Source organism: Amycolatopsis sp. lyj-23 (assembly GCF_046549135.1).
GTDB lineage: Bacteria > Actinomycetota > Actinomycetes > Mycobacteriales > Pseudonocardiaceae > Amycolatopsis.
This window is the reverse complement of the sequence record NZ_JAJPWN010000016.1, coordinates 214,288-227,509: the sequence shown is the minus strand read 5'-3', so window position 1 is coordinate 227,509 and position 13,222 is coordinate 214,288. Positions and strand designations below refer to the sequence as shown.

Annotated in this window: 9 protein-coding genes; 4 read left to right on the top strand and 5 right to left on the bottom strand. The window is 72.2% G+C overall.

All coding sequences use genetic code 11. The features are described 5' to 3' along the window. Positions 1 to 67: 67 nt before the first annotated feature. Both ACLJPY_RS35575 and ACLJPY_RS35570 read right to left on the bottom strand, forming a co-directional pair. The gene (locus ACLJPY_RS35575; protein ID WP_410595368.1) at positions 68 to 925 is read right to left on the bottom strand and encodes a hypothetical protein; all 858 of its coding nucleotides are present in this window, start codon (positions 923 to 925) and stop codon (positions 68 to 70) included. Beyond that, on the bottom strand, positions 912 to 1,574 hold the full coding sequence (locus ACLJPY_RS35570; RefSeq protein ID WP_410595367.1) for a vWA domain-containing protein: 663 nt from the start codon (positions 1,572 to 1,574) through the stop codon (positions 912 to 914). The genes ACLJPY_RS35575 and ACLJPY_RS35570 overlap by 14 nt, the downstream gene beginning before the upstream one ends. 148 nt (positions 1,575 to 1,722) lie before the next feature. On the opposite strand from ACLJPY_RS35570, the gene ACLJPY_RS35565 reads away from it, so the two are divergent. Further along, a complete protein-coding gene (locus tag ACLJPY_RS35565) occupies positions 1,723 to 4,635 on the top strand; it encodes an AfsR/SARP family transcriptional regulator (protein WP_410595366.1) in 2,913 nt (970 codons plus the stop codon). A gap of 37 nt (positions 4,636 to 4,672) precedes the next feature. Here ACLJPY_RS35565 and ACLJPY_RS35560 read toward each other — a convergent pair whose 3' ends face one another. Beyond that, the gene (locus ACLJPY_RS35560) at positions 4,673 to 4,849 is read right to left on the bottom strand and encodes a hypothetical protein (RefSeq protein WP_410595365.1); all 177 of its coding nucleotides are present in this window, start codon (positions 4,847 to 4,849) and stop codon (positions 4,673 to 4,675) included. Positions 4,850 to 4,931: 82 nt separating this feature from the next. After that, positions 4,932 to 6,194 (bottom strand): MFS transporter, encoded by a 1,263-nt coding sequence (locus tag ACLJPY_RS35555; protein ID WP_410595364.1) that lies wholly within the window; start codon positions 6,192 to 6,194, stop codon positions 4,932 to 4,934. Positions 6,195 to 6,277: 83 nt separating this feature from the next. On the opposite strand from ACLJPY_RS35555, the gene ACLJPY_RS35550 reads away from it, so the two are divergent. Further along, positions 6,278 to 7,180 (top strand): LysR family transcriptional regulator, encoded by a 903-nt coding sequence (locus ACLJPY_RS35550; RefSeq protein WP_410595363.1) that lies wholly within the window; start codon positions 6,278 to 6,280, stop codon positions 7,178 to 7,180. Here ACLJPY_RS35550 and ACLJPY_RS35545 read toward each other — a convergent pair. Beyond that, a complete protein-coding gene (locus ACLJPY_RS35545; protein ID WP_410595362.1) occupies positions 7,108 to 8,100 on the bottom strand; it encodes an aldo/keto reductase in 993 nt (330 codons plus the stop codon). The two genes, ACLJPY_RS35550 and ACLJPY_RS35545, sit on opposite strands and share 73 nt — an antisense overlap. A 47-nt stretch (positions 8,101 to 8,147) precedes the next feature. On the opposite strand from ACLJPY_RS35545, the gene ACLJPY_RS35540 reads away from it, so the two are divergent. Together ACLJPY_RS35540 and ACLJPY_RS35535 are read left to right on the top strand one after the other, a co-directional pair. Then, entirely contained in the window at positions 8,148 to 9,479 is a 1,332-nt protein-coding gene (locus ACLJPY_RS35540) for a PLP-dependent aminotransferase family protein (RefSeq protein WP_410595361.1), read from the top strand. A 90-nt stretch (positions 9,480 to 9,569) separates the two neighbouring features. Beyond that, positions 9,570 to 12,806 (top strand): GH92 family glycosyl hydrolase, encoded by a 3,237-nt coding sequence (locus tag ACLJPY_RS35535; protein WP_410595360.1) that lies wholly within the window; start codon positions 9,570 to 9,572, stop codon positions 12,804 to 12,806. The last annotated feature ends 416 nt before the right edge of the window (positions 12,807 to 13,222 follow it).

Below are 13,222 nucleotides of genomic sequence, written 5' to 3'. Positions count from 1 at the left end.
CCCCTCTCCGTTCGTTGTAACACCATTCATCAAGCAAGGCCGAGCCGGTGTTACTCCCCGATCGGGTTCACAACCGGTCCGTCCACCGGGCTCCATAAGCCAGCCCCGGTGTCAGGTGGCGGAACTGCAGGTGGACCTCCCCCGCCGCGTCCACCTGCAGCTTCCGGCCCCGGTAGCCCGGGTCCGGCACGTCCCTCTCGAACGCGCCGTCCAGTGCCAGCACCTCCGGCGGGGCCTCCTTGCCGAAGCGGAGGCGGAGGTCGAACACCTCGCAGCGGTGTCCCGGGACGTACACCAGCTGCGACTCCGGCTCCACCGTGAACACCGCCGCGAACTCCCACGACTCGCCGCGGCGCAGCGGGGTCGGCAGCTCCACCGTTCCCTCCGTCAGGGTTCCGCCGTACAGCACCAGGCCCTTCGCCGCCGGGATGGCCAGGGCGAACGATCCGACGCCGTCCTCGTCCGCCGACACTCGGTGCTGCTCGAACACGCACGACTCTTCCGTCACCACCGCCACCGTCAGCGCCGCCGTGTGGTACGTGCCCGGGGGTGCTCCTGGTGGGGCGCTCATGGCCAGCTCCGCCAGGAGCTCGATCGCCTCGTCCACGCGACGCCGGACCGTTCGCGGGTCGCGGTCGACGCGCAGGGCCGCCCAGCGGACGCGGTCCTGGTACAGGGGCTGGCGGGCCTCCGCCGTGATCGCGAAGGCCGCCAGCACCGCCACCCGCAGGTCCTCCGGCAGCTGCAGGGACAGCTCCGACAGCCGGCCGGAAACCTTGTCCCGGATCGTCATCATGCCGTCGGCTTCCGACACCGCGCAGGCCGCGCGCAGACACGGGCCGACCCGCTCCGGCAGCCTGCTCGCCTGCAGGCCGCGGCCCTTTCGCAGCGACTTCAGCTCACTCACCAGGTCAGCGCGGTCCACCGTCGTCTCCTTCAGTGCGTTTCCATGGCAACCCCCTTGCGGACCCCCTTTTGGACAGGGTGCGGTCAGCCGGTGGACGGGAAGTGGACAGAACGTGCATCACCGAGGCGATCAGGGCCGTCCCCACGCGGATGCCGTCGCGACCCAGGAACGTGCGGAACGTGCCGATGCGGTCCAGCGACTCCTCGTCCGCGTCGCCCACGCCGAACGTCACCACCCGGGGGTGGAACGGCCAGGCGGGGTCCGTCAGCGCCGCGAACGCGACCGGCCACGTCACCGGGTCCGTCGGCTGGCCGTCGGACAGGAAGAACACCAGCGGGCGGTGGACCACCAGGCGGTGGCGCTCCAACGTGCGCACGTCCCGGTCGATCTCGGCACGCAGGAACGTGAACACCGGGCCGAAGTTCGTGCCCGCGCACGCGCCCGGGCCGGGCACTTCGGCGAGGTCGTCCATCGGGAGCAGCGACTGGACCACCCGCGGCCGCTCCCCGAACCCCACGACGCTGCAGAACACGCGGCCGGCGATCGACGCGTCCCCGTGGACGGCGCCGCGGAACTCGCGCAGCCCGGTGTTCAGCTCGGCGATGTGGTCGGTCATCGAGAGCGAGACATCGCAGGCCACGTAACACGGCAACACGTCGGACCCCATACCGGTTTCTCCTTCACACCCCTGATCGACCGGCGGAGTCTGCCAACGCCGTGTGCACCGAACGTGGAAGAAATGCGGATTTCCGAAACCCGGACGGCCGCTTGCGCGACATCGAAAGAGGACAGCAAGCTGACGCCGGGGAGGCCGCGTGGAGTTTCGGATGCTCGGCCCGCTGGAGGCGTGGCACGACGGCGTGCCGGTGCCGCTGGGCGACCAGCAGCAGCGGTTCGTCCTGGTCGTGCTGCTCCTGCACGCCAACAAGCCGGTGACGGCCGCCCGCCTCGCCGAGATCGTCTGGGCCGACCGCGAAGCCAAGCCCACCCTGGTGCGCAGCTACATCAAGCGGCTGCGGGACGTCGTCGGGGACGCCACCATCGAGACCACCCCGACCGGCTACCTGCTGCGGGCCGGCGAGGACCAGCTGGACACCGCGCGGTTCAACCGGCTGCGCGCCGCGGCCGCCGACGTCCGGGCCGACGACCCGCGCCGGGCCATCGCGCTGCTGCGCGAGGCCGTCGCGCTGTGGCGGGGGAAGTTCCTCGAAGACATCGACATCGACCGCGTCGGCGGGGCCGAGGTCATCTCGCCGGACGACAGCTACCCCGATGCCGTCGGCGACCTGGCCGAACTGGAGCTCGAGTCCGGCGACCACCGCTCGGCACGCGACCGGCTGCGGCCGCTGGTCCAGGCCGATCCGGCCAGCCAGAAGCACGCCGAACTGCTGATGCGCGCGCTGCTGGCCGGCGGCGACCGGGTCGCGGCCCTGCGCGTCTACCACGGCACCCGCGACGCCCTCGCCGCGCTGCGCATGGCGCCCGGGCCGGTGCTGCGCAAGCTCGCCGCCCGGGCCGAACAGGGCGATCCGCCCAGCTCGCTGCCGTCCCGGCCCGGCGGGTTCACCGGCCGGGCCGCGGAAATCGCCACGATCGAAGCGGCCGCGTCGGCCGGCCGGCGCGCGGTCTGGGTCAGCGGCGCACCGGGGGTCGGCAAGTCGGGTCTGGCCATCGAAGCCGCCCACCGGCTGCGCGACCGGTTCCCCGACGGCCAGCTCCTGGCGCGCCTGAACGGCTTCACCCCGGGGGTCGACGCCGTCGACGTCGGCGACGCCCTCAGCGAACTGCTGGTCGAACTCGGCGTTCCCGCCGAGCAGATCCCGGCCACCGTCGGCCGGAAAGTGACGCTCTACCAGGCGACGCTCTGGGGCACGCGCACGCTCGTCGTCCTGGACAACGCCGCGTCGCCGGAGCAGATCCGGCCGCTGCTGCCCGAAGCGGACGGCTGCCTGGCCGTCATCACCAGCCGCCGGATGGGCGACGCCGACACCGGCGAGAACATCCGGCTCTCGCCGCTGCCGCCCGAGGAGGCGGCCGAGCTCTTCCAGGCACTGGCCGGTCCGTCGCGGCTGCGCGGCCGGGCCGCCGACGTCGCCGCGGTCGTGCGGCGGTGCGGTTTCCTGCCGATGCCCATCCGCGTCGCGGCGGCGCTGTTCCGGCGGCACGACCGGTGGCCGGTGGAGCACCTGCTGCGCCTGCTCGAGGAAAACGGGCCGTGGGGCGAGGACGCCGGCATCGCCGCCGTGCGCGTCTCCTACCAGCAGCTCGGCGAGCCGCAGCGCGCCCTGTTCCGGCTGCTGGGCAGCCTGCCCGGGCCGGACGTCGACGTCGTGGGCGGCGCGGCGCTGGCCGGCTGCGACGTCGCCGAGGCGCGGTCGCTGCTCGACGACCTGCACGAGGTCAGCCTGCTGGAGGAGGCCGCGCCCGAGCGGTACCAGATGCTCGACCCGCTCAAGGAGTTCGCCTCGGACGAGCCGGCCCCCGAGCCCGCGCTGGTCCGGCTGCTCGACTACTACCTCGTCACGCTGGCGGCCGCGGTCTGCGCCGCGTACCCCTTCGACCGGGCCCAGCTGCCGTCGACGACGGACCGCTCCTGCGCGGTGACGCCGGTCTTCGCCGACGCCGACGCCGGGTTGCGGTGGATCGTCACCGAACGCGACAACCTCGTGGCCGCCATCCGCTACGCCGCCGCGCACGCGCTGCCCGAGCACACCTGGCGGCTGGCCGTGCTGCTGTGGCGCTACTTCAACACGACCAACCAGTTCGAGGACTGGATCGGCACGCTCGAGCTCGCCTGGCGGACCGTCTCCGCCGACGCGGGCAACGACTACGGCCAGGCCCACGTCCTGCTGCGGCTGGCCACCGCGCACGACCGGCGCGGGCAGCTCGCCGAGGCCCTCGAACTCGCCGCCCGGGCGCTGCCGAAGTGGCGCCGCCTCGGCGATCCGCGCGGCGAAGCGGCGACGCTGTGCGCGCTCGCCATCCCCACCATGGAACTGGGCCGCCACGACCAGGCCATGGCCCACCTCGAAGCCGCGCTCGCCAAGTATGAACAGACCGAAGACCGGCGGGGCGAGGCCCACGCGCTGAGCATGCTGGGCTACCTCAACGAACTGCACGGCAACCTCCAGGTCGCGCTGGGGCAGCACGCGTCCGCCGCGCGGATGCTGCGGGAGATCGGCCACGTCCAGGGCGTGGCGCACACGCTCAACAACCTCGGGTCCGTGCAGGAACGGCTCGGCCTGCTCACCGAAGCGCTGGCCAGCTACACCGACGCGCACGCACACGCCGCAGCGATCGGCGACCGCTGCGTCGAGGCCTACGCGCTCAACAACATCGGCAACGTGCACCGGCAGCGCGGCCGGTACGCCGAGGCCGTCCGCTACCACGACAAGGCCCGCGAAGTGGCGGCGAACGTCCCCGACGCGGACCTGCGCACGCAGCTGTACCTCGACCGCGGCGCGACGGCGCTGGCCCGCGGCGCCCGGCAGGAAGCGCTCATCGCCTGCCAAGCGGCCCTCGACCTGGCCGACGGCAACGGCAACCGCGCCTACCGGGCCCGCGCCCACCGCCTGGTCGCCGAGACGCTGCACGCACTGGACGAGCACGAAGGCGCCGTCACGCACTGGGCCGCCGCCGAGGCCGAGTTCGCCGCGCTGGACCTGCCGGAAGCCGGTGAGGTCCGCGAAGCCCGCTCGGTGCTGGGCTGCGCCTGCGGCCCGCGGTGAGCCGTGAGTGGCGGCGCCACTCACGGCCCCGGGTTCCTCAACCGTGCCAGGGGTTGCCGTCGGTGGTGGGCGTCGGGGTCGGCGTGACGACGGGAGCGGCCGGCGCCCCGCCGTTGTCGTCCGCGTACGCGGTGGTGGAGCCGATCACCGGCAGCGCGGCCAGCGCGCAGATCGCGAACGCCGGGCCACCGATTTTGGCCAGCTTTTTGAACATGGCGAATCCCTCCTCGGGAATGGTGATTTCGCGGGCTTCGGATGATTTCCGTGCCCACCACCGAGGATTCGCGACACCGCATTCAGCGACAAGGGGTTTCCTGTTTCATAAACGAACAGGAAACAGCGACCGCTCCGGCGAAGAGCACGCCCGCGGCCGTGCACAGCGCGATCGACGTCGTCGTCGCGGTCAGCAAGGCGCCCAGGACCGCCACCCCGAGGGACGCACCCGCCTGGCGGGACGCGTTCAGCGCGCCGCCCGCGACGCCGGTCAGCTCGGGCGGAGCCGCGGCGACCACCATCGCCAGCAGTGACGGGATGGCCAGCGAGACGCCGAAGCCCAGCAGGGCCAGCGCGACCACCGACAGGGCCGCCGACGTCGTGCACGCCTGGAGCAGGGTTCCGCCGGACATCAGCGCGAACCCCGATACCGCCGGAATCCGCGGACCGGACCGAGCCACCAAGCGGCCGGTGAGAATCGGGTTGAACGCCGTCGGGATCGTCAGCGGGAGAAAGGCGATGCCCGTCGCCGACGGCGGATAACCGCGGCTTTCCTGGAAATACAGCGACAGCACGAACAGCACTCCGGACAACCCGAAGTTCACGATCGCGCCGGCCAGCAAACCGAGCGGGAACGCGCGAGCGCGGAACAGGGACGCCGGGAGCATCCGCTGGAACCGCACGAACACCGCGGTCGCCGCCGCGGTGACCAGCAGGACCGCCCACGAGCTCTCGATCAGCGCGTACACCAGTGTCGACAAAGCGACTACGGCGGCCGTCTGACCGACAACATCGACGCGGCCGGGCCTCGCCGGGCTCGGCGGAGCCGAGCGGGACAGCGCCCGAGCGACCGCGGCGACCGGCACGTTGACCAGGAAGATCGCCCGCCAGCCGAACGCTTCCGTCAGGACGCCGCCCAGCAACGGGCCGGCCACCAGGCCGATCCCGCTCACCGCGGCCCACACGCCCATCGCCTTCGCCCGCGCCGATGGCACCGGGTAGGCCGCCGCGATCAACGACAGCGAGGACGGCACCAGCAGCGCGCCCGCGACGCCGAGCAGCGCCCGGAGCGCGATGAGCACCGGCGTGGTGGACGACAGCGCCGACAGACCGGACAGCACCGCGAAGGAAACCAACCCGAGGGAGAACACGCGGCGGGCGCCGAACCGGTCCGAGCACGCTCCCGCGGTGAGCAGGAACGCCGCGAACGTCAGCGTGTAGCCGTTCGAAATCCACTGCTGTGCCGCCAAAGACGGCGAAAGGGCCGGAAGCGCGACCGTCACGATCGTCGTGTCCAGCATGACCAGGAAGTAGCCCAGCGAAAGGCCGGTGAGAAGTCTTGCCACGCCCGGAAGCCTGGACGCTCGGTGACATCGGCGGAAGCAGGCAGTTACGATGGCGGGTATCGGGACCGCCGATGGGGGATGCCATGGAACTGCGCCACCTGCGCACCTTCCGCGTCGTCGCGCGGACGCTCAACTTCACGCACGCCGCCGCCGAACTGCACTACGCGCAGTCCAGCGTCACCGAGCAGATCCAGGCGCTGGAAGCGGAACTGGGCTCGAAGCTGTTCGAACGCGGGCGGCGGCTGCGGCTCACCGGCGCCGGCGAGCGGCTCGTCGGCTACGCGGACCAGGTGCTCGAACTCGTCGAGGAAGCCAGGGCCGCGGTCGACGAGGAGCGCGGTGAACCCGAAGGCGACCTGACCATCGGTGCACTCGAAACGCTGTGCGCAAACCGGATTCCCGCTCTCTTCGGCGAGTACCGGAAGCGGTGGCCACGCGTGCGGATCACCCTCGGAGAGGGCGGGCGCGGTGAGCTCTACCAAGCCGTGCAACGGTCCGAAATGGACGTTTGCTTCACCTTCGGCGACCCACCGGCCGACCCGGCCCTCGCCAGTGCGTCGCTGGGCACCGAACCGCTCGTCGTGATCGTCCCGCCGGGACACCCGCTGGCCCTCGAACCGGAAATCCGGCCCGGTGACCTCGACGGCGTCGGGTTCCTGGCGACGCCGAAGGGCTGCGGCTTCCGGGAGATGCTGGACCGGCTCGACGGACCGGTGGTCGAAGCCGAGGTCGGCAGCCTCGCCGCGCTCGCGCGGTGCGTGGCCGCCGGCCTGGGGTGCGCGATCGTGCCCGCCCTCGTCGAGCACGAGGGCGCGATCGCCGTGCCCCTGGCCGGCGCGGCCACCGACGTCACCATGACCTGGCGACGCCGCGACGAGCACAAGCCGAGCGTCGCCGCGCTGCTCGCCACCGCCTACGCGTTGTCCAGCACGGACACCAGCCCGTCCGGCAGCTCCAGGGTGAAGGCCGGCGCGATCGACTCGTAGTGTTCCCACGTGCGCGGGCCGATCAGCGGGATCACGCCCTTGCGCAGCAGCCAGGCCAGCGCCACCTGGTTGCCCGACGCACCCAGTTCCGAAGCCACCTTCGCGACCGCGGCCAGCCGCGCTTCCGAGGCCGGGCCCGCGTAGGACCGCCAGACCGGAGTGGACTCGCGGTAGGCAGCGTCGTCGTAGATCCCGCGCAGCAGCGAAGAATACGCCGCCAGTGACACGTCCGGGTGCACCGACAGCCAGTCCAGCAGCTCGGCGCCCGCGACCGAAGGGACGTCGGCGCCGGTGGGGCGCAGGTACGAGTGCTGGACCTGGACCGCGACCGGTGACGCCCAGCCGTTGGCCAGCGCCAGGGCGCGGATGCGCTCCAGCCGCCAGGTCCGGACGTTGCTCCAGCCGATGTACCGCACCTTGCCGGACCGCACCAGAGTGTCCAAAGCGGACAATGTCTCTTCGAGCGGGACGCGGCGGTCGTCCACGTGGACGTAGTAGAGGTCGAGGTGGTCGGTGCCCAGGCGGCGCAGGCTCGCCTCGGCCTCGCGCTCGATCACGGCGGCCCCCGCGCCCTCGAACGTGCGCTCCACCGCGTCCCAATCCACCGTGCCGTCCGGACGCCGGGCCGCGCGGGCCGCCGGGAGGTCCGTGATGCCCGCCGACACTTTCGTCGCCAGGAAGACGCGGTCGCGCCGGCCCCGCAGCAACCGGCCCAGCAGGGACTCGCTTTCGCCGCCGGTCGCGTCCGGCGCCCACCAGGCGTAGCAGTTCGCCGTGTCCAGGAAGTCGCCGCCGGCGTCGAGGTACACGTCCAGGATGCGAGCCGACACCGGCTCGTCGGTCGCCGTGCCCATCGTCATGCAGCCCAGCGACACCTGGCTCACGTACTGGCCGGTCCGGCCCAGTTCCACCTTCTTCATGCCGACCACGCTAGGCCCGGATCGGTCCGGTACTACGATCCAATTCCGTGGCCGGATCGCAGACCGATTGGGGCGTGCTGCTGGACCTGACCGGCCCGGGCCCGAAGCACGAACAGCTGGCCAGGGCCCTGCGCCAGGCGATCCGCGACGGCGGTCTCGAAGACGGCGTCGAGGTACCGCCGAGCCGTCGGCTGGCCGCCGACCTCGGATGCTCGCGCTGGGTCGTCACGCAGGCGTACGCACAGCTCGTCGCCGAGGGCTACCTGGCCGGGCACGCCGGGTCGGCGACCCGGGTCCGTCGCATGGCGAGCGGGACCGGGCCGAAGGCCCCGGCACGAGCCACCCCGCCGCCGCGGTACGACCTCGCGCCGGGTCTGCCCGACCTGCGGAACTTCCCCCGCCGGCCGTGGGCGGACGCCGTGCGCGAGGTCCTCGCGAACACGCCGTACACCGACTTCGGCCTGCCCGAGCCGGATGGCCATCCCCGCCTGCGGCGGGTCATGGGCGACTACCTCCGGCGCGTCCGCGGCGCCGCCCCCGGCACCGTGCTGATCTGCGGCGGCGTCACCGACGGCGTCACCGGCGTGTGCCGCGCCCTGGTGGAGCGCGGCCACACCCGGCTCGCCGTGGAGGATCCGGGGTGGACACGGTTGCGACGGGCGGCCGAAGGCGCCGGGATGACCGTCGACCCGGTGCCGGTCGACGACGAAGGCCTCGACGTCGGGCGCATCCCGGCGGGCGTCCGCGCGGTGCTCGTCACGCCCGCGCACCAGTTCCCGACCGGTACCGTCCTTTCGCCGCGGCGGCGGGCCGAGCTGCTGGCCTGGGCGTGGGACGTCGACGGGCTGATCCTCGAAGACGACTACGACGCGGAGTTCCGGTACGACCGGCGGCCCGTCGGCACCGTCCAGGGCACCGCCCCCGGGCGGGTCGCGCTCTTCGGGTCGGTCAGCAAGACGCTCAGCCCCGCGCTCGGGCTCGGCTGGGCCGTCTTACCTCCACAGTGGACAGTGCGCGCGCACCCGCCGCCGGTGGTCGACCAGCTCGCGCTCGCCGGGTTCGTCGAAAGCGGCGGCTACGACCGGTACCTGCGCAGCGCCCGGCTGCGCTACCGCGCCCGGCGCGACCGGCTCGTCGCCGCGCTCGGGCCGGCGCGGCTCTCCGGGGTCGCCGCGGGGCTGCACCTGCTGCTCCACCTCGACGGGGACGCCGCGGTCGTCGTCCGGCGGGCGCGCGCGGCCGACGTCAAGGTCGCCGACCTCGACGACTACCGGACGGCTCCCGGCGAGCCCGCGCTCGTTCTCGGGTACGGCAACCTCGCCGACTCCGGCGTCGAAGCCGCCGCGGCGCTGCTGCGCCGAGCTATGACAACGGCTTGACCTGGTTGCCGCCTTCCCAACGGGGTGGCGATGTGAAAAGCTGCTGGACGGTCCGCTCTTGACAACGTTGTCACCCGGGAGGTGCGCCCCATGGGGTCGCAAAGCAGACGGCTGGTCGCCGCCGCGGCCGCCGCGCTCGTGGTCGCCGCCACGAGCCAAGCCACCGCACACGCCGCCGCGCCGGTCGATCCGGTGAGCCTGGTCAACCCGTTCGTCGGCACGCAGAACTTCGGCAACACCTTCCCCGGCGCGAGTGCGCCGTTCGGGATGGTGCAGGTCAGCCCGGACACCGGCGGTCAGGGCGGCTACGACTACCTGCAGAACGCGATCTACGGCTTCAGCCAGACGCACCTGTCCGGCGTCGGCTGCGGCGTGATGGGCGAACTGCCGGTCATGCCGACCACCGGCGCCGTGGACAACGTTGACAAAAATGCCTACAAGTCGGAGTACAGCCACGACGACGAGCACGCCGAGCCCGGCTACTACCGCGTCGGCCTGAAGAAGTACGGCATCGACGCCGAGCTGACGGCGACCGCGCGCACCGGCTGGCAGCGCTACACCTTCCCGTCGACCGGGCAGGCGAACGTCCTGTTCAACACCGGCCAGGCCAACCAGTCGGTCAAGGACTCCGAGATCCACGTCGTCGGCGACCGCACGCTCGAAGGCCGGGTCAAGGCCGGCGGGTTCTGCGCCGGGCACGACGAGCACACCGTCTACTTCACCGCCACCTTCGACCGGCCGTTCAGCTCGTTCGGCACCTGGCGCGGCTCGACGCGCACCCCGGGCGGCCGCGACGCCGCGGGCACCGGCGACAACGGCGCCTGGGCGAGCTTCGACGCGACCACCGACCACGACGTCGTGCTCAAGGTCGGCCTGTCCTACACCGGGCTCGACGGCGCCCGGAAGAACCTCGCGGCGGAGACGTCGGGCCACGACTTCGACGCCACCCGGGCCGCCCTGCACCAGCAGTGGGTCGACCGGCTCGGCGCGATCAAGATCGGCGGCGGCACGACCGAGCGGCAGACGGCGTTCTACACCGCGCTCTACCACGCGCAGCTGCACCCGAACCTGGCCGGCGACACCGACGGCGCGTACACCGGCTTCGACGGCAAGGTCCACACCGCGAGCGGCTACACGCCGTACCAGAACTTCTCGCTGTGGGACACCTACCGGCCGCAGAACCAGCTGCTGGAGATGCTGGAACCACAGGTCGCGCGGGACGTCGCCCTGTCGGTCGTCGCGATCGGCCGCGACGGCGGGTGGCTGCCGCGCTGGGCGCTGGCCGGCAGCGAAACCAACATCATGACCGGCGATCCGGTGACGCCGTTCCTCGTCGAGGCGTGGTCGAAGGGCCTGCTCGCCGGGCACGAAGAAGAGGCGTACGCGCTGCTCAAGAAGAACGCGACGAGCACGCCGCCCGCCGATTCGCCGTACAACGGCCGCTCCGGCGTCAACTACTACAACGAGCGCGGGTACATCCCGAGCGGGCTGGAACTGGGCAAGGACTGCGCGGCCAAGGGCGGCGACAACGACTGCGAGCACCCGGCTTCGGCGACCATGGAGTACTCGGCGGCCGACGCGGCGCTCGCGCTGATGGCTCGTGGTCTCGGCCACCAGGCCGACGCGCGGATGTTCGCCGACCGCGGCCAGTGGTACCGCAACCTGTGGGACTCGTCGATCCAGCAGTTCCGCCCGCGCACCACCGAGGGCACCTTCCTCACGCCGTACAACCCGGTCGACGCCGACCACCAGTTCCACGAAGGCGGCGCCTACCAGTACCAGTGGCTGGTGCCGCAGGACCCGGCCGGGCTCGTCTCGCTGATGGGCGGCCGTCCGGCGACGGAGAAGCGCCTCGACTCGTTCTTCGCGTACAGCAATCTGTTGAAGGACCCGGCGGGCACCGCGCGGAAGGACTGGATCGCCAGCCCGTACGACTACTACGGCAAGGCGACCTACAACCCGAACAACGAGCCGGACCTGCTCGCGCCCTACACGTACAACTGGGTCGGCGCGCCGGCGAAGACGGCGACCGTCGTCCGCGCGGCGATGACGCTGTTCACGACGGGCCCCGACGGCATGACCGGCAACGACGACCTCGGCACGATGTCGGCCTGGTACGTCTTCTCGTCGCTGGGGCTGTACCCGACGATGAGCGGCGCGAACTTCCTGGCCGTGTCGAGCCCGCAGTTCGAGTCGGCGACCGTCCGCATCGGACAGTACGGCCGGGCGCAGGGCGGGACGCTCACGGTGTCGGCGCCGGGTGCGAGCGACACGAACCGGTACATCCAGAGCGTGTCGCTCAACGGCCGGGACGTCCGGCAGACGTCCCTCGACTGGTCGTCGCTGGCCCACGGCGGGACGCTCTCGCACAAGCTCGGGTCGCGCCCGTCTTCGTGGGGCACGTCGGTGGCCGCGGCCCCGCCTTCGGTGAACAACGCGGTGGGCGACCTGCGGCGGCACGTCGACGCGTCCCTGCGGCAGACGTCGGTGGTGATCCCTGCCGGGGCGGCGCAGCAGGTCCACCTCGACCTCGACGTCCTGGCGCAGAACCCGGCTCTGCAGCCGGTGACGGTTTCGGTCACCTCGCCGTGGAAGGCCCGGGTCCAGCCGCTGGTGCTGGTCTGGTCCGGACGGCTGCCGGTGCAGCAGTCCGTGCCGATCACGGTGGACGTGCCGGCCGGGACGGCCGTGGGCACGTACCCGGTGCAGGTGGCGGTGTCGGGACTGGGCGCGAACAAGGTGACGCGCTCGGCGACGATCGAGGTCCGGACGCCGTCGACGTGCGTCTCGCCGGGTCCGCAGTGCGCGGTCGACCTTGGCCGCGACCGCAACCACGACGGCACGGCGACCGTGGCCGCCTCTTCGGAAGGCAACTTCGACGGCAGCGGCTGGAGCTACGACGCCGCGTTGCTGCCGCCGGCGGGTCCGGTGACCTGGGACGGCGTCACGTACGCGGCGCCGGACGCTTCGGGGACTTCGCCCAACTTCGTGGAGGCCCGCGGGCAGTCGCTGCTGCTCCCGGCCGGTCAGCACACGGCGCTTCGCGTCGTGGGGGCCTCGCACAACGGCCCGGTGTCGACGACGGTGACCGCGCACTACACGGACGGGACGAGCGCCGATCTGGCGTTGACGTTCGGTGACTGGGCGGGGTCCGGGAGCCCGGTGGTGCTGGAGATGCCGCACCGGATCAAGGCCGGGAGCGGGGTCGACGGACCGCCGGTGCGGCTGTTCGGGATCTCGGGTGAGCTCGACGGCGGGAAGACCGTGCAGTCGGTGAGCCTGCCGAACGACCCGCGGGTGGAGATCTACGCCCTCACCCTGGTGTGACGGTCCGGTTCGCCGGGGACTCCGGTCCCCGGCGAACCGTTCCGCCGGATCAGGGCGACGCCAGACTTCCGGGGTTGCGGCGGCCGGTCGGCTTGCGGAATCGATCGACTGACGGCTCGCTTCCGCCCAGGTCGCCTGGTGCCGGTCAAAGAAACGTTTCCAGTCCGCCGACATAGTCACCAGCGCCACCATCGGCAGCGCGATCGACGCCTCAATCAGCAGCAACGTGGCGTGCGCACGATCGAGGCGTTGCGGCGGAAGATCCTCCTGCGGCTGTCGACTGATTCCGGGTCGACCGCGACCAGGTCGGGGAGCTTGAGCAGCACCTCGTGCAGGGGCGGTCGGCTTCAGGACCGGCGATCGCGAGGTAACCGTGTTCGAAATCGAGGGGCGACCGGGCACCTGGCACGGAGGCA

What these genes read in the sequence shown, in the direction of transcription:
- ACLJPY_RS35550 (WP_410595363.1), top strand. Translation starts at nt 6,278, where the DNA reads ATGGAACTGCGCCACCTGCGCACCTTCCGCGTCGTCGCGCGGACGCTC.
- ACLJPY_RS35535 (WP_410595360.1), top strand. Translation starts at nt 9,570, where the DNA reads ATGGGGTCGCAAAGCAGACGGCTGGTCGCCGCCGCGGCCGCCGCGCTC.
- ACLJPY_RS35545 (WP_410595362.1), bottom strand. Translation starts at nt 8,100, where the DNA reads ATGAAGAAGGTGGAACTGGGCCGGACCGGCCAGTACGTGAGCCAGGTG.
- ACLJPY_RS35560 (WP_410595365.1), bottom strand. Translation starts at nt 4,849, where the DNA reads ATGTTCAAAAAGCTGGCCAAAATCGGTGGCCCGGCGTTCGCGATCTGC.
- ACLJPY_RS35570 (WP_410595367.1), bottom strand. Translation starts at nt 1,574, where the DNA reads ATGGGGTCCGACGTGTTGCCGTGTTACGTGGCCTGCGATGTCTCGCTC.